General features: G+C 33.3%; 20 protein-coding genes and 1 pseudogene. All 21 read left to right on the plus strand.

What is annotated here, in order from left to right:
* Nucleotides 1-14 precede the first annotated feature (14 nt).
* The 21 genes and pseudogenes from B5X81_RS01550 (at nt 15) to B5X81_RS01650 (ending at nt 16,780) form a co-directional block, all read left to right on the plus strand.
* Nucleotides 15-923 (plus strand): serine/threonine-protein kinase, encoded by a 909-nt coding sequence (locus tag B5X81_RS01550; RefSeq protein ID WP_079488821.1) that lies wholly within the window; start codon nt 15-17, stop codon nt 921-923.
* Between the two features lie 67 nt (nt 924-990).
* Nucleotides 991-1,296, plus strand: a complete 306-nt coding sequence (locus tag B5X81_RS01555) for a hypothetical protein (protein WP_139380223.1) — start codon at nt 991-993, stop codon at nt 1,294-1,296.
* Between the two features lie 208 nt (nt 1,297-1,504).
* Nucleotides 1,505-1,855: an ethanolamine utilization microcompartment protein EutS gene (eutS, locus tag B5X81_RS01560; RefSeq protein ID WP_079488824.1), complete on the plus strand. Its 351-nt coding sequence runs from the start codon at nt 1,505-1,507 to the stop codon at nt 1,853-1,855.
* Nucleotides 1,856-1,865: 10 nt separating this feature from the next.
* Nucleotides 1,866-2,288: a EutP/PduV family microcompartment system protein gene (locus B5X81_RS01565; protein ID WP_079488825.1), complete on the plus strand. Its 423-nt coding sequence runs from the start codon at nt 1,866-1,868 to the stop codon at nt 2,286-2,288.
* Between the two features lie 137 nt (nt 2,289-2,425).
* Nucleotides 2,426-2,995 (plus strand): ANTAR domain-containing response regulator, encoded by a 570-nt coding sequence (locus B5X81_RS01570; RefSeq protein WP_079488827.1) that lies wholly within the window; start codon nt 2,426-2,428, stop codon nt 2,993-2,995.
* 27 nt (nt 2,996-3,022) lie between these two features.
* The gene (locus B5X81_RS01575; protein ID WP_079488829.1) at nt 3,023-4,438 is read left to right on the plus strand and encodes a sensor histidine kinase; all 1,416 of its coding nucleotides are present in this window, start codon (nt 3,023-3,025) and stop codon (nt 4,436-4,438) included.
* 198 nt (nt 4,439-4,636) lie between these two features.
* Complete coding sequence (eutA, locus tag B5X81_RS01580) at nt 4,637-6,073, plus strand: ethanolamine ammonia-lyase reactivating factor EutA (RefSeq protein WP_079488830.1); 1,437 nt, start codon at nt 4,637-4,639, stop codon at nt 6,071-6,073.
* A 100-nt stretch (nt 6,074-6,173) separates the two neighbouring features.
* Nucleotides 6,174-7,538, plus strand: coding sequence for an ethanolamine ammonia-lyase subunit EutB (locus B5X81_RS01585; RefSeq protein ID WP_079488832.1), 1,365 nt, complete (start codon nt 6,174-6,176; stop codon nt 7,536-7,538).
* Between the two features lie 19 nt (nt 7,539-7,557).
* A complete protein-coding gene (eutC, locus tag B5X81_RS01590) occupies nt 7,558-8,448 on the plus strand; it encodes an ethanolamine ammonia-lyase subunit EutC (protein ID WP_079488834.1) in 891 nt (296 codons plus the stop codon).
* Between the two features lie 16 nt (nt 8,449-8,464).
* Nucleotides 8,465-9,118 carry an ethanolamine utilization microcompartment protein EutL gene (eutL, locus tag B5X81_RS01595; RefSeq protein ID WP_079488835.1) on the plus strand — a complete coding sequence of 218 codons (654 nt, stop codon included), beginning with the start codon at nt 8,465-8,467 and terminating at the stop codon, nt 9,116-9,118.
* A 17-nt stretch (nt 9,119-9,135) separates the two neighbouring features.
* Nucleotides 9,136-9,405: pseudogene (locus B5X81_RS28660) on the plus strand (BMC domain-containing protein); the annotation flags it as partial.
* Between the two features lie 373 nt (nt 9,406-9,778).
* The gene (locus B5X81_RS01605; RefSeq protein WP_079488838.1) at nt 9,779-11,239 is read left to right on the plus strand and encodes an acetaldehyde dehydrogenase (acetylating); all 1,461 of its coding nucleotides are present in this window, start codon (nt 9,779-9,781) and stop codon (nt 11,237-11,239) included.
* Between the two features lie 19 nt (nt 11,240-11,258).
* A complete protein-coding gene (gene eutM / locus B5X81_RS01610) occupies nt 11,259-11,543 on the plus strand; it encodes an ethanolamine utilization microcompartment protein EutM (protein WP_079488840.1) in 285 nt (94 codons plus the stop codon).
* Nucleotides 11,544-11,732: 189 nt separating this feature from the next.
* Complete coding sequence (locus B5X81_RS01615) at nt 11,733-12,509, plus strand: cobalamin adenosyltransferase (RefSeq protein WP_079488841.1); 777 nt, start codon at nt 11,733-11,735, stop codon at nt 12,507-12,509.
* A 13-nt stretch (nt 12,510-12,522) separates the two neighbouring features.
* A complete protein-coding gene (gene pduL, locus B5X81_RS01620) occupies nt 12,523-13,149 on the plus strand; it encodes a phosphate propanoyltransferase (protein WP_079488843.1) in 627 nt (208 codons plus the stop codon).
* Nucleotides 13,150-13,207: 58 nt separating this feature from the next.
* A complete protein-coding gene (locus B5X81_RS01625; RefSeq protein ID WP_079488844.1) occupies nt 13,208-13,936 on the plus strand; it encodes a hypothetical protein in 729 nt (242 codons plus the stop codon).
* Between the two features lie 27 nt (nt 13,937-13,963).
* Nucleotides 13,964-14,239 carry a EutN/CcmL family microcompartment protein gene (locus B5X81_RS01630; RefSeq protein WP_079488846.1) on the plus strand — a complete coding sequence of 92 codons (276 nt, stop codon included), beginning with the start codon at nt 13,964-13,966 and terminating at the stop codon, nt 14,237-14,239.
* 20 nt (nt 14,240-14,259) lie between these two features.
* On the plus strand, nt 14,260-15,606 hold the full coding sequence (locus B5X81_RS01635) for a 4Fe-4S dicluster domain-containing protein (protein ID WP_079488847.1): 1,347 nt from the start codon (nt 14,260-14,262) through the stop codon (nt 15,604-15,606).
* Nucleotides 15,603-16,151, plus strand: coding sequence for a BMC domain-containing protein (locus B5X81_RS01640; protein ID WP_079488849.1), 549 nt, complete (start codon nt 15,603-15,605; stop codon nt 16,149-16,151). Before B5X81_RS01635 ends, B5X81_RS01640 begins: the two co-directional genes overlap by 4 nt.
* Before the next feature lie 14 nt (nt 16,152-16,165).
* On the plus strand, nt 16,166-16,477 hold the full coding sequence (locus B5X81_RS01645; protein WP_079488850.1) for a hypothetical protein: 312 nt from the start codon (nt 16,166-16,168) through the stop codon (nt 16,475-16,477).
* 21 nt (nt 16,478-16,498) lie between these two features.
* Nucleotides 16,499-16,780 carry a BMC domain-containing protein gene (locus B5X81_RS01650; RefSeq protein ID WP_079488852.1) on the plus strand — a complete coding sequence of 94 codons (282 nt, stop codon included), beginning with the start codon at nt 16,499-16,501 and terminating at the stop codon, nt 16,778-16,780.
* Nucleotides 16,781-16,791: the final 11 nt, after the last annotated feature.

Consider the following 16,791-nt stretch of genomic DNA (forward strand, 5'->3'; position numbering starts at 1 on the left):
GTGGAGGGTGCAAAATGGTGAAAAATGGGCTCTTCGATGGAAAGTATGAAATACTTGATGTTATTGGATCTGGAGGGATGAGTACAGTTTATCTTGCTAAAAATGTTAATTTGGATACTCTTTGGGCCATTAAACAAATTAGTAAATATTCAAATTCAAAGTTTGATTTATTGGTGGAACCCAATATTTTAAAAAAGCTAAACCACCCGGCACTTCCCAGAATATTTGATATTGTTGAAGATGAAGAGAATATATATATTATTGAAGATTATATTGAAGGTATATCCTTAGATAAAAAACTACTTAGATGTGGCAGATTACCAGAGAAGGATATTATTCAGTGGGGAAAAGAAATATGCGATGTCCTGATTTATTTACACAATACAAGGCCAAATCCAATTATATATAGAGATATGAAGCCTTCTAATATTATATTAACCAATAAAAACAGAATAAAATTAATAGATTTTGGCATTGCTAGGGAATATAAGGATGATTCAATAAATGATACAGCATATATAGGTACAAGGGGATATGCTGCACCTGAACAGTATGGAAGATCTCAAAGTGATGTTAGAACAGATATATACAGTTTTGGGGTAACACTATACCACCTTATAACGGGAAAAAGTCCAAAGGAAGCACCCTTTCAGGAAAGAACCATAAGGGAACTGGAGGAAAATATATCAATAGGTATGGAGTACATAATATTGAAATGTACAAGGTTTGATCCGCAGCAAAGATATCAGTCGGTAGATGAACTTTTAGAAGATTTAATAAATATAGACAGCTTTGATTTATTTTGGAAGAAAAAAACTGTGAATAGGAAAATTGCAATAGCTTTAATGATATTATTACTAATTTTTTTTTCATACATTACATATTTGGGAACTATTGAAATTATGGAATATTTTTATAATTAGTAATAATATAAGCTTAATTAATGGACAAAATCAGTCAAAGCATACTTTCTATAAAGGAGGAGATAATATGCTCTTAAAAGGAATTTTATTAACAAGCATAGGTTTAATAGGAGGGATTATTACTATAATATTGATTGGTAAACTCATTGAGCTGCGTCCTGCAAAAAAATCAAAAGATGATCATAAGGATTATTATAATTATGACGGTGAAATATCTATTGCAATACCAGATAATGATATTTTGTTTGAAAATAATATAAATTCCTTAGAATCCTGCATAAAAAAAGAAGATTCTACCGTATTGTTAGAAGATTCCATATATCATAAAGAAATGGAAGAAACGGTTTCCCTTGAAGAGAAAGAAATACAATAGACAGAAGAGCTATTCATGAAATATTTAGTTTATTCAGAATATTGGATTGTTTTTTTGAAACAAGTATGGTAAAATTAAATAAAATATATGATTTGCACAATGGAGTGCATATAGAGAGCAATGAAGCTTGCAAGGAAAATATATATTTTCCCTTGACAAGCTTTTTTTGATTACATTTTTAATTTAAAGACTTCGAAAGGTTGATATTATGGAGGAAGATGCAAAGCAAAGAGTTATACAGGAATATGTACCAGGTAAACAAGTTACATTGGCCCATTTAATAGCAAATCCTCAGAAAAATATATATAAAAAACTTGGAATTTCTGATGAATGCCATGAAGCAATAGGGATACTTACAATTACTCCTAGTGAAGCTGCTATAATTGCTGCCGATGTTGCTACTAAATCTGCAGCAGTAGAAATAGGTTTCTTAGATAGATTTAGTGGATCCCTTGTTATAGTCGGAGATGTATCAAGTGTTGAATCATCCTTGAAGGAAGTTTTAAATCTTTTAGCAAATGTATTATCATTTACTCCTGCAAATCTGACCAAATCCTAGGAGTGATAAAGTGAAAAAGATAATACTTATAGGACGAACTGGTAGTGGAAAGACCACACTTGTTCAGGCACTGAACAATTATTCCATAGAATACAAAAAAACTCAAGCAGTAGAGTTTTATAATAATATTATAGATACTCCAGGAGAATATATCGAAAGCAGAAGATTTTACAATGCTTTAATAGCATTATCCTTTGATTGTGATATTATAGCTCTTGTTCAAGATTGTAGCGATGATGGATGTATTTTTCCTCCTGAATTTGCAGCTATGTTTAATAAAATAGTTATAGGGATAGTGACGAAAATAGACTGTAAAAAAGGCAATATTAACTATGCTAAAGAGTGCCTATATAATGCGGGGGTTAGTAAAATATTTAAAGTTAGTTCCCTTAAAGGAAGTGGATTAGATAGCATAAAAATGTTTCTATTTTAATAATATATAAAAGATAGACAACTATAGTGAAACAATGTCAATCTTTAATTTATACATCTCAAAAATCCTCAAAAACGCCGGATATTTTGACATTTATAAATTAAGTTTTATGCCTGCAAATTTAAGGGGGGGAAAAAATGAAAAAAAGAATAGTAATAGCCGATGATGAGCCTATTACTAGAATGGATTTTTTTGAGCTGTTAAAGGAAGCTAACTACGATGTTGTAGGGGAGGCTTCAGATGGATTTGATGCCGTGGAGTTATGTCGAAAGTTAAAGCCTGATTTAGTTCTCATGGATGTAAAGATGCCTTTACTGGATGGTCTTAAGGCCTCAAAAATTATCACCCAAGAAAATTTAGTCAGCAGTGTAGTTCTCATAACAGCCTATAGTGGAAAGGAATTTATTGACCGGGCTAAGGAAGCAGGTGTTATGGGATACATTGTTAAACCAGTTGATGAGAAGTCACTTCTTCCTACAATAGAGGTTGCCATTTCTAAGGGGGAGGAATTTAAAAAAATAAAAGAAGAGGCTGTTAAAGTGGAAAAAGAATTGGAGGCTAGGAAAATTATAGAAAGGGCAAAGGGAGTATTAATGTCAAAATATGGACTGTCAGAAAAGGAAGCATATAATAAAATCAGGAAATTAAGTATGGATAAGCGCTGTGCAATGAAGGAAATAGCTAATGCAATTCTTATTAATGAATAAAATAATCATATATTAAGGAGTAATATAATGATTTATGAATTATGTAAAATCCATACTTATTTGTCCGACCGTGATATTGAAAAGCTTGAAAAAATTGCTCAAAACCTTCAATTGATAGCGGATTTATTAGAAGCTGATATATTTATAGATTGTATGACCAAAGATCCAAATGCGGCAATTGTAGTTGCTGAAGCAAAGCCCTTTGATTATCCATCAATGTATCAGCACTCAGTTGTAGGAGAATTTGCCTTTAGAAAAAATGAACCTGCAGCTTTAAGAACATTAGAAATTGGAATGCCCACCAGGGATTTAAGGGCTATTACTCAGGAAAATAAATCAGTAAAGCAAAGCGTAGTTCCAATTAAAAACGACTTTGGAGATGTTATAGGTGTTCTTATAGCAGAGATTGATATAACTAAAAGTATAAAGGAAAAAAAGAACATGGAGTTATTAACAGAAACTACTGAACAACTTACAAAGGCTCTTTTAACATTTATAGATAATCAAAATCCCATACATTATCATATAACCGATGGAATAATAATATTTAATAGTAATGGATTATCTACATATGCAAATCCAGTAGCCCAAAGTTTATATAAAAAATTAGGATACATAGACAATTTAATAGGTATAAGATTCAATAATTTGGTGTTGGATGGTAAGACATTTGAAGAAATAAAATCTAAAAGATTCATCAGCAGCTCAGAGGTAACCATAGGAGAACTAACTTTACAGGTGAAATATTCAATTATGAAACAAAGGAATATTGATATAGTAGGGATTATAGTGGTTATAAGAGATATTTCTGAAGTAAAAGCAAAGGAAAAGGAATTAATTTTAAAATCTGTGGCAATAAGGGAAATACATCACAGAGTAAAAAATAATCTTCAAACAATTGCCAGCCTATTAAGATTACAATCAAGACGAATTGATAATGAAACTGTGAAAATTGCATTTGGTGAAAGCATAAGCAGAATACTGAGTATTGCTGTAACCCATGAAATATTAGCTCAAAAAGGTTTAGATGATGTAGATATAAAAACAATTCTTTCTAGGATTAAAAACAGTGTTATAGATTACAGCCTATTAAAGAGTAAAAATATTAAAATAGAGATTAGCGGTGATAAATTGAAGATTGATTCAGATAGGGCAACTTCAATAGCCCTTGTAGTGAATGAACTCTTACAAAACTCACTGAAATATGCTTTTGTTGGAAAAGAAGAGGGGCTTATTGAAATTAAGATACAAAGGGGAAGTATGTATTCCAATATTGCAATTATTGATAACGGTGTTGGATTTGATATGAAAACTGCTAGACCTGGAAGTTTAGGCTTCAATATTGTAAAAAGTATTGTAAAGGATAAATTACAAGGTCAAATTAATATTGACTCTAGTTACAATGGCACAAAAATAATATTTGATTTTAAAAATAAAATGTAGATTGTAATAGATATATGTTTGTAAAGTTTGATTTGGGGATATCTATACATAGAGAAAGCACAAGGATGTGTTTTTAAAGGCAAAGGAGCCAAAGGGATATTAAATCTTTAATATCTTTTTGGCTCCTTGCTGTTTTTTGGAAAGCATAACCTGATAATAAAGTTACAACATTGCAGGATTGTAGGGAGGACTTTATTAATGAAGGAACATATTTTAAGTGTTGGAATTGATATAGGAACTTCAACTACACAGCTGGTCTTCAGTAGGATTACAATAGACAACACTGCCTCTATGGCTTCAGTACCTAGAATTAAGATTATTGATAAGGAAGTCATTTATAAAAGTGATATTTATTTTACTCCATTAACATCTCCAACATCTATAAATGGAAAAAAAGTTAGAAAAATAATGGAAAATGAATATAGGAAGGCAAATATTAGTCCAAAGGACGTAGGGACTGGTGCAGTAATCATAACGGGAGAGACAGCGAGGAAAGAAAATGCCGAGGAAGTTTTAAATATACTAAGTGGATTGGCAGGGGACTTTGTAGTGGCAACGGCAGGTCCTAGTTTGGAAGGAATTATAGCTGGAAAAGGAGCAAATGCTGCTAAGATTTCAAAAGAAAAATCTTGTGTTATTGCAAATCTTGATATTGGTGGAGGAACAACTAATATAGCGATATTTAAAAATGGAGAGGTAATAGATACTGCCTGTCTTGATATTGGCGGGAGATTAATTAAATTAGACAAAGAAACTTTAGAAAGCATCTATATAGCACCAAAAATAGAAAAATTGGCAGAAAGCATGAATCTTAAAATATTTGAAGGTGAAAAAATGACATTAGAAAATCTTAGAAAAATAACTTCAAGAATGTCTAAAATTTTAGAAGAAGTCATAGGTATCAGAGCTATGACCCCTCAGCTTCAGCTGATGCTTACAGGAAATGATTTGAGAAGAGATTACGATATAGATTATGTTTCTTTTTCAGGTGGTGTGGCTGACTGCATATATGAAAAGAATGTGGAGAATTTTTTCAAATATGGTGATATTGGAATTATATTAGGTCAGTCGATTAAGGATTCAAATATAGTAAAGAAAAAAAATATATTAAAGGCAGCTGAAACCATTAGAGCAACAGTTGTAGGGGCAGGATCCCATACAACAGACATTAGCGGCAGTACTATAACTATTGATGAAAATGTCCTGCCGCTTAAGAATATTCCAATACTTAAGCTTGATGAAGAAGAAGAAAAATTACCCTTAAATCAATTGAAGGAACGAATTGCAAATAAAGTAAACTGGTTTAGATTAGAAAATGACAAACAGCAGGTGGCATTGGCTATTAAGGGGGTGAAAAATATTAGCTTCGATGGGGTGCAGGAATTATCTAAATGTATTATAGATGGGATGAAAGGAATTCTTCATATAAAAGCACCATTGATTATTATTGTTGAAAAAGATATAGCTAAAGTTTTAGGCCAGACTATAAAAGCTTATCTACCACATAATAAGGATGTTGTTTGTATAGACTCAGTGACTGTAGAAAATGGAGATTATGTAGATATTGGCAAATCTATAGCAAATGGAAAGGTAGTTCCTGTAGTAGTAAAGACATTACTATTTAGCCATAAATAAGGGAATTGAGATATGTGATAAAGAAACTAACTTACTCTGGGTCTACTTCCCTTTATTTAGTTTCTCAGTCACATATCCATAATAAGAAAGGGGAGAAAAAATGAGACTTAAAACTAAGCTCTTTGGAACAGTTTATCAATTTAAGGATGTAAATGAAGTTTTAGCAAAGGCAAATGAAGAAAAATCTGGGGATAGTCTGGCAGGGATACAAGCTGAGTCGGTGACTGAAATGATAGCTGCAAAAGAAGTGTTGAGCAATCTTACATTGGGAGATTTAAGAAACAATCCAGCAGTACCCTATGAAGAGGATGAAGTAACAAGAGTTATACAGGATGGAGTAAATGAAAAAATATATAAAGAGATAAGGAATTGGACTGTTTCAGAATTAAGGGAATGGATATTGAATAATGAAACTACAGGTGTAGATATTAGAAGAATCAGCAGAGGCTTAACCAGTGAAATGGTGGCAGCAGTGGCAAAGCTAATGTCAAACTTAGATTTGATTTATGGAGCAAGTAAAATACGTATAACAGCCCATTGTAATACTACTATTGGTTTACCGGGGACCTTGTCAATAAGATTGCAGCCAAATCATACTACCGATGATTTGGATGGAATAATGATCTCTATAATGGAGGGGTTAAGCTATGGAGTAGGTGATGCAGTTATTGGCCTTAATCCCGTTAATGATACAGTTGACAATGCTTCAAATGTTTTAAAAATGTTTGAAGAATTCAAGCAGAAATGGAAAATTCCAACTCAAAACTGCGTTTTAGGCCATGTTACTACCCAAATGGAAGCAATAAAGAAAGGAGCACCTTCTGATTTAATATTTCAAAGTATTGCTGGGACTGAAAAGGGAAATGAAGCCTTTGGAGTTACGGCAAAGCTACTTAATGAGGCCCGGGAATTGGTACTTAAAGAAGGTACCTCAACAGGTCCAAATGTTATGTATTTTGAAACAGGTCAGGGTTCAGAATTATCATCGGAAGCCCATCATGGGGTGGACCAGGTAACCTTAGAAGCTAGATGCTATGGTTTTGCTAAGAAGTTCAGTCCTTTTTTAGTGAATACAGTTGTTGGTTTTATAGGACCGGAATATTTGTATGATAGTAGGCAGGTTATTAGAGCAGGCCTTGAAGATCATTTCATGGGTAAATTGACAGGCATATCTATGGGGTGTGATGTTTGTTATACAAATCATATGAAAGCCGACCAAAACGACATTGAAAATCTAGGTGTACTATTGGCAGCGGCAGGCTGTAATTATATTATAGGAGTTCCAGCAGGTGATGATATAATGCTCAATTATCAATGTGCAGGATATCATGATGCTCCAGCATTAAGGGATTTATTAAACTTAAGGCCAATTAAGGAATTTGAAGAATGGCTAGAAAAAATGGGGATTTATAAAAATGGTAAGTTAACTGAAATAGCCGGTGATGCATCAATATTTATGAAATAAATCATAAGGGGGGAAAAATGTGATTTCTGAAAAAGATATTAAAAATATAATAGAGCAAGTTTTAAATGAAATGAATATTAAGGATGAGGATAGGGAATTAAAAGAAATTTCTGGAGCAGATGATTCATATAATGATGGATGTGAAGATGAGTGGATTCCAGATATTACTGATACTGATATTAAAAATCAGCTTATGGTTCCAAATCCAAAGAACAAAGATGGATATCTAAAGTTTAAAGAAAACACTCCTGCACGTGTTGGAATATGGAGAGCAGGACCAAGATATAAAACTGAAACCTTATTAAGGTTTAGAGCAGATCATGCAATAGCACAGGATGCAGTATTTACATATGTTTCTGAAGATTTCTTGAAGAGTATGAATTTATTTTCTGTATCTACTGTGTGTAGGGATAAGGATGAATTTTTGACTAGACCAGATCTTGGGAGAAGATTTAATGAAGATACAAGAAAGCTAATATTGGAAAGATGTCAAAAAAATCCTAGGGTTCAAATATATATATCAGATGGACTGAGCTCAACAGCTGTTGAAGAAAATGCTAAAGATACTTATTTAGCAATAATTCAAGGGCTAAAGGGATATGGTATAAGCGTGGGCACACCTTTTTTTGTTAAACATGGTAGGGTACCTGCAATGGATGCTGTTTCTGAAATATTAGATGCAGAAGTAACAGTAGTTTTAATAGGAGAAAGACCCGGACTTGCAACCGGTGAAAGTATGAGCTGCTATATGGCATATAAATCTACAGTAGGAATGCCGGAATCAAATAGAACAGTAGTTTCAAATATTCATCAAGGAGGCACAGCAGCTGTTGAGGCAGGTGCACATATTGCTGATGTAATTAAGAAGATGCTTGATCAAAGGGCAAGCGGATTAAATCTTAAGTTATAGAAGAGGAGGTAAGACCATGAGAAATGATCCATTGCGTACTACATTACTTAGTGTAAAATTAATTCCTAATATAGATGTAGACATGGGCAAAGAATTTGATCTTCCCCAGGGACATAGGAGCATAGGAATGATTACTACAGATTGCGATGATGTAGGATATACAGCTATAGATGAAGCAACAAAAAAAGCTGATGTAAAGGTTGTATATGCAAAATCCTTTTACGGTGGAGCTGCCAATGCCAATACTAAATTAGCAGGTGAATTCATAGGAATTCTTTCAGGACCTAATCCAGCAGAGGTTAGAAGTGGAATAAATGCAGCCATAGATTTCATTGAAAATGATGGATGTTTTTATAGTGCCAATGATGATGATACGATAGCATATTATGCCCATTGTATTTCAAGAACAGGCTCCTATTTATCTGAAACTGCAGGAATAAAAGAGGGAGAACCATTAGCCTATCTTATTGCACCTCCAATAGAAGCAATGTATGCCTTAGATGCTGCTTTAAAGTCAGCTGATGTAAAGATGGCTCAGTTTTTTGGTCCACCTTCAGAAACAAACTTTGGCGGAGGACTATTGACGGGAAGTCAGTCAGCATGTAAAGCAGCCTGTGATGCCTTTGCAGAAGCCGTTAAATTTGTTGCGGATAATCCAACTAAGTATTGAAGCTAGATGGTGAAAAAATGAATAAAAAGGCATTGGGTTTAATCGAAACCTATGGATATATAGGAGCAATTGAAGCGGCAGATTCATGTTTAAAGGCAGCTGATGTAGAAATAATAGGTTTAGAGTTTATAAGGGGAGGGCTTGTAACTATCAAAATCAAAGGCAATGTCAGTGCAGTTGAAGCATCTATAGATGTTGGAAAAGCAGCAGCTAATAAGGTTGGAAAGGTTATATCAGTAGATGTTATAGCTAGACCGGCTATGGGTTTAGAAAAAATATTTGAAGAAGATATATATCAAACTGCTTTCAATAAGGATAATGGGACTGATAAATTAGAGGACACTGACAATGACATCCTTGGAGAATTTAAAAAAGAGAAAAATGAAAATCTAAGCAAGGCTAATTACAATGTAGAAAAAAGAAAAATAGATTCATACGAATTAATTATAGATACATCCGAGAAGCTTATAAAGTACAAGGATAAGTTAGTAAAAATGGATGATAAAGAGGGATTAGCAAGTTTTAAGGTTGTAGAGCTTAGAAAAATAGCAAGAAAAATACAGAGGATAAGCATGGAAAGAAGTCAAATAAAAATGGCAAAAAAAATAGAACTAATTGATGCCATAACAAATTGTTTTAGTGAAGGTGGTGAAACTGAGGATGATTAAGTATAAAGATTTACAGTCTATTGAGGAAGTCAGAGATTTAGTTAAAAAGGCAAAGGAAGCTCAAAAAGAGTTTGCTAATTTTACTAATAACTATATAAATAAAATACTAAAGGAGCTTTCAAAGGAGGCTTTAAAAGAGTCTGAACATTTGGCTAAACTGGCAGTAGAAGAAACTGGATTTGGGAAATGGCAAGATAAGCTTATAAAAAACAGATTTGCCAGTGAAAATGTGTATGAACATATTAAGGATTTAAATACCCTTGGAATTATCAATGAGGATAAAGAGAAAAAAATAGTAGAAATAGGGACACCTATTGGAGTTATAGGAGCATTAATACCTTCAACAAATCCTACTTCAACAGTAATATATAAAACTCTCATAGCCTTAAAATCCGGAAATGCCATTGTTTTTAGTCCCCATCCCAGCGCTATTAATTGTATTTTAAAAACAGTTGAAATATTAAGGGAATCATCAATAAGTATGGGAGCTCCAGAAGGACTTATAAGCTGTATAAGTATTCCAACTATCCAAGGAACAAATGCATTAATGGAACATGAAGATGTTTCATTAATATTGGCCACAGGAGGTTCTGGTATGGTAAAAGCAGCTTATAGTTCTGGAACTCCAGCTTTAGGTGTTGGTCCAGGAAATGTACCGGTATTTATTGAAAGAAGCGCAGATATAGAACTTGCCATAAAAAAAATACTAGCCAGTAAAACCTTTGATAATGGAACAGTATGTGCCTCGGAACAGGCTATTGTTACAGAAGCATGTATAGCCCAGGAGGTTAAAAAAGAACTGAGAAGACAAGGTGGATATTTTTTAACAGGTGAAAAGCTAGAGAAGGTTGTTAAAATCATGGAAAGACCCGGAGGAGGGATGAATCCCAAAATTGTTGGAAAGTCTGCACAAAGCATAGCTGGTATGGCAGATATTGACATACCCTCAGGTACAAAGGTACTGCTGTGTGAAGAGGAGGGGGTTGGAAAGCATTATCCATTTTCTAAAGAAAAGTTAACACAATTATTAGCCTTTTATACTGTCCAAGACTGGATTGAGGCCTGTGAGCTTTGTTTTGAACTTCTTGAGAACGGAGGAATGGGCCATACACTAACTATATATTCAAGTAATGAAGATGTTATAAGGGAATTTGCTTTTAAAAAGCCTGTTTCAAGATTATTAGTCAATACACCATCTACTCAAGGGGCAATAGGTCTTAGTACAGGGCTTGATCCATCATTAACCCTTGGCTGTGGAGCTGTTGGTGGAAGTGCTACATCCGATAATGTTGGTCCAATACACTTAATAAATATAAGAAGAATGGCATATGAATTGGATGATTTAGGTATAAGACCTAATGAAAATAAGGAGGAAAATAGTAAAGTCATAAATAGTAAGGACATAGAAGCAATATGTAAACTGGTAATACAGGAGTTAAAAAAATATCAATAAATTTAAGGAGGAATTATAAATGGCTAGTATGAATGCATTGGGAATGATTGAAACAAAAGGATTGGTGGGTTCCGTGGAAGCAGCCGATGCTATGGTAAAGGCAGCAAATGTTACACTAATCGGAAAGGTACATGTAGGTGGAGGATTGGTAACGGTTATGGTTAGAGGTGATGTGGGAGCAGTTAAAGCAGCCACAGATGCGGGAGCTGCAGCGGCTGATAGAGTTGGTGAGCTTGTTTCTGTTCATGTAATTCCAAGACCCCATGGTGAGGTTGAATCAATACTTCCAAAGACAGAAGTATAAATTTGACATAATTACAGGTGAAAGTTCTAAGTTCAAAGTTCTAAGTAAAAAGCTTAAGGAGATTTTAAAAGTTTGAACAAGTTTTTACACAGCAGAATGATTTAAGACTTAGAACTTGTTACCTAGAATTTAGAAGTACACAAGTACCTTGTCAAAGGTATTTGTTAAATAGCTATGAGGAGTGAGGTAATGAAGGTTCTAACAGAATCTATACTTCGTAGAGAGTTTAAAAATAAATTACCTGAAGAATACATAGTAAAATCTAATACTCTAGTTACTCCTTCTGCAAGCCAGTATTTAAGAGAAAAAAGAGTTAAGCTGGTTACTGAAAAGAAACAACAAAAGGAAGATAATGAAGACATTAAAATAAATGAAAATCTCTATAAATCACCTAATATTTCAGACAAAAAAATAGCTCCTAAATATATATCATATTATTCCCAAGGAGCATTTGAGGAAAAACCAGAGCATATGACCCAAATTTATGGAAATAAACTGGTTGATAAGGACGACCCACGGATTGTGTTTAGAGGAAAGTTAGATAGCCTTCAATCTCAGGTTTTAAAACTACAGGTATTAGTGGATTCTAAAAATATTTCTAAATTAAACCAAGAGCTTGAGGAGGTTTTAAATTATATTAGGGAAATTTTAAGGGCTGAGGTTTTAAATGAAAATTTTAAAAGAAGTGATTTGATTGGTTTAAATGAACAGAAGCTAAGGGAGATATCCCATAAGCCAAAAAAATTTCTTGGAGTAGACCATATATTACCTAATTATAAAATGGGTGTAATAATTATAGAGCTAAATTCACTAAGAAGTTCTGTTAGAGAAGTGGAGATAGCAGCCATTAATGCATTTAAAAAGGGATTTCAAATTAGAAGGCTAGACATAATAAAAGCTCTTAACAGATTGAGTAGTTGTATTTATATTATGATGTGTAAGCACAAAGCGGGCTTATATAAATAGAAGAGGTGGTACCATGGAGGAAGACATAATAAAAGAAATAGTAAAAAGGGTAATGGATACCATTGATCATAGAAAGACAATCCCTTTAGAAGTATCAGCTAGGCATGTTCATTTAAGCCAGAAGCACATGGAAAAGCTCTTTGGAGCCAATTATATTATGTCAAAGAAAAAGGAGCTATCTCAACCGGGGCAGTTTCAGTATAAGGAGAGAGTTAGTCTTATAGGACCGAAAGGAGTATTGAGGGGAGTAGCTATATTAGGCCCTCCTAGAGAAAGAACTCAAGTGGAGATATCAAAAACGGATTCAATAAGCTTAGGAATTAAGCCTCCAATAAGACAATCAGGTGATTTAGATGGCAGTGAATCCCTGTATATTTCAACAGATAATGCAGTGATAAAGGTTGTAGAATCGGTAATCATTGCAAAGAGACATATTCATATGACTCCAGAAGATGCAGAAAAATTTAATGTTAGAGATAATCAAAGAGTAAGTGTACGAGTAAATAGTGAAAGACCTGTTGTTTTTGAAGACGTTGTTATAAGGGTGAGCAGTAAATATAAATTAAATATGCATATAGACTTTGATGAAGGAAATGCTGCCGGATATCAGGAGGACGTTGTATGTGAAATTGTTATTTGAATGAGAGAGGGTAAAACTGTGAATTGTTTGAATTGTAGGATATAAGGAAGTGAAACTAATGGATATGGATAGCTTGGTTAAAATCATAACTAAAGAAGTCTTAAAAAAAATAGATATTATAAATTTACAAAAAGCTAAAGTTAAGTCAGGAAATATTTTAATACTGGATTCAATATCCAAGGAAAAGAAAGATAAATATGAATACATTATAGGGATAAATAAAAATATAAAATTTTTAGATGATTTTTTCGTTGATGATGATATAGATTCATTAGATTATATTATAGTTCCCAATTTATCCATTAAAGATTTGAGCAGTATTGCAATTGGTTTAGAGCAAAGTCAAATATCTAAGGTGGTAATTGATTCTATTCTTCACGGGAAGAAGGTAGTAGTTATTGAAGAGGGGATAGACTATAGGAAATTCAGAAATATTTCCAGTGAGAATTTCTTTCAATTGTTCAAATCCTATGAAGACAGGCTAGTCTCTTTTGGTATAGATATTGTGAAAAAAGAAGAATTACTATTCTATTTATCTGAAAATACATGTGTAAAGGATATAAAAAAAGAATTAGTTCAGGAATCATTTAAAAATATAAATCAGGGAAAAAAAGTTCATGTGATTGAGGCAACAATAAGTAAAAAGGCCGTTTCAGAAGGAGATATAAAGAGAATATGGGATTTAGGGTATAAAACTATATATTTAAATAAAAAATCAATAATTACTCCCTTGGCAAAGGATTATATAAGAACCAATGAAATAGAAATCAAGAGAATTAATTTGTAGAAGCATATACAAGAAAGGAAGGTACCTATGATCATTGGTAGAGTTGTGGGTAATGTCTGGGCCACAAGGAAAGAAGAGAGTCTAAATGGACTTAAGCTTCTGGTTGTAAAGCCTATAGACTATTATAGAGATATAGAATTACAAACCTTTGTGGCAGCTGATAGTATTGGTGCTGGAGTTGGTGAAAATGTTTTAGTCGTTAGAGGAAGCTCTGCTAGAAAGGCCGTTGATAAGTCGGAGATTCCAATAGATGCAACAGTTGTTGGGATTATTGATGAAGTGGAAGTGAATAAAGAAATTTGAAATAGTATAGGGGTGAGGAAGTGGACTTGATTGAGAAAATATTTAATGCAGGAATTGTAGGAGCAGGGGGAGCAGGATTTCCTACCCATATAAAACTTAATTGTAATGTCAAGTATTTGATTGTTAATGGAGCAGAATGCGAACCACTTTTAGAAACTGATAAATTTTTAATGAGAACAAAAAGTACTGAAATAATTAGGGCAATGGATGAAGTTGGAAGAATGATAGAAGCTGAAAAATTAATTATTAGCCTCAAATCAAAATACAAAAATGAAATTAAGCATTTGGAAAATGCCATTAAAGAATTGAATTCAAATGTTGAACTTTTTCTATTAGAAAATTTTTACCCGGCAGGAGATGAACAGATACTGGTATATGAAATCACAGGAAAATCTGTGCCTGAAGGAGGGATACCATTAGATGTTAATTTAGTTGTATCTAATGTAGGAACCTTAGTTAATATTTTTGAAGCTATAAATGGAAATCCTGTAATAGAAAAATATATTACCTTAATTGGAGAAATAAATAACCCTGGAATATTAAAGGTACCTATAGGAATAAGTATAAAGGAATGTATAGAAGCTGCAGGAGGGTCAAGTTTGAATGATTTTTCTGTAATAATTGGAGGCCCTATGATGGGGAGGATCGTACATAAAGCAGAGATAGAAAATGAATTCATAACTAAGATAATGGGATCCCTTATTTTAGTACCCAGCGATCACTATATTGTGAAAAGGGCACAGACACCAATTAAACATATAATAAATCAGGCTAAAACAGCTTGTATTCAATGTTCCATGTGTACTGAACTATGTCCAAGGTATCTTATTGGCCACAAGCTTAGGCCCCATAGGCTAATGAGAAGCCTAGGAATGTCAGAAAATGAAGAAGAAATATTGAAGGAAGCATTAATATGCTGCGAATGTGGAATTTGTGAATTATATGTTTGTCCAATGGGGCTCTCACCTAGAATTGTAAATAAATATATAAAGGAGCAACTTAGAAATAAAAAGTTAAGATATCAAAGAGATGGAAATGATATAACAGCTAAAGAAATAAGGGAATATCGGAAAATACCAGTATCAAGATTGATTTCAAGGCTAAATTTGAAAAAATATCAGCATAAAAATATGGAAAAGGCCTTAGAAGTAAAAGCTTCAAGGGTTGTTATTAACTTAAGGCAGCATATTGGCGTTTCGGCAAATCCTATTGTGGCAATTGGGGATAGGGTTTTAAGGGGACAGATGATTGCAAAGGTAAGTATGGAAGAATTAGGTGCCAATATACATTCCAGTATAGATGGAGTGGTATGTAAAATATCCGATAGTGTAGTTATTCAAAGGATAGATAATGAGGTGATTTTATGATAAGAACAATAGGACTAATAGAACTAAATAGCATTGCAAAGGGAATTGAAGTGGCAGATTTTATGATAAAAGCTGCTGAGGTGAATCTTCTTAAGGCCAATTCAATATGTCCTGGGAAATATATTGTTCTTATCTCTGGAGATGTGGCAGCAGTTAAAGCCTCTATTGAAGTGGGGAATGTGGTTGGTAGAGAATTTGTTGTGGATAAGCTAATTCTTTCCAATGTTCATCCACAGTTAATAAAGGCAATTAATGGAACAGTTGATATTAATGAATTTAAGTCTTTAGGAGTATTAGAATTTTTCAGCATAGCCACCTCTATTGTGGCAGCTGATACTGCAGCCAAATCGGCATTAATTGACTTGATAGATGTAAGATTAGGTCTTGGAATAGGTGGAAAGTCATACATCACATTAACGGGAGATGTAAGTTCAGTAACAGAAGCTGTTGAAGCTGGTGCAATATCAGCTAAAAACACTGGTATGTTAGTTAGTAAGGTTGTAATTCCTTCTCCAAGAAAGGAATTATTTAATGAATTGTTGTAAACGGGAGGTGTAAAGTGAAGAAGCTAATAACAAAAAGTAATATTGATGATTTTTTGGTAGAAGAAAATAAGTTTTACGTTGATAAATCCATGATCATAACACCTGGAATAAAAGATATACTTAGAAATAAAGGAATTACTATTATTTATGGTGAAAGGCAAAAAAACTTAGATGAAGAAACGAGAGAATCTACTGAAGAGAATAATAGGAAAGATGTAAAAACAGAAAAAAAAATTGGAGATTTACTTATTAATGAATTTGGTATTTCAAAGCCAGAAATTATTGAAGAAATAACCTTGAAAATTTTAGCAAAAATAAATGAATAATTCATAAAGGAGGATATGAAAATGGCAATTATGAAAGCTTTGGGAATGGTAGAAACAAAGGGTTTAGTAGGTTCTATTGAAGCAGCAGACGCCATGGTTAAGGCTGCAAATGTTACACTTATAGGAAAAGAGCGTATAGGTGGAGGACTGGTAACAGTAATGGTAAGGGGAGATGTGGGAGCTGTAAAAGCCGCTACTGATGCAGGAGCTGCAGCTGCCGATAGAGTAGGAGAACTAATATCTGTTCATGTTATTCCAAGACCTCATATGGAGGTTGAAGGGATTTTGCCAAAGGAAGAATAGTAATTTGCTTT

Source organism: Maledivibacter halophilus, assembly GCF_900167445.1.
GTDB classification, from domain to species: domain Bacteria; phylum Bacillota; class Clostridia; order Peptostreptococcales; family Caminicellaceae; genus Maledivibacter; species Maledivibacter halophilus.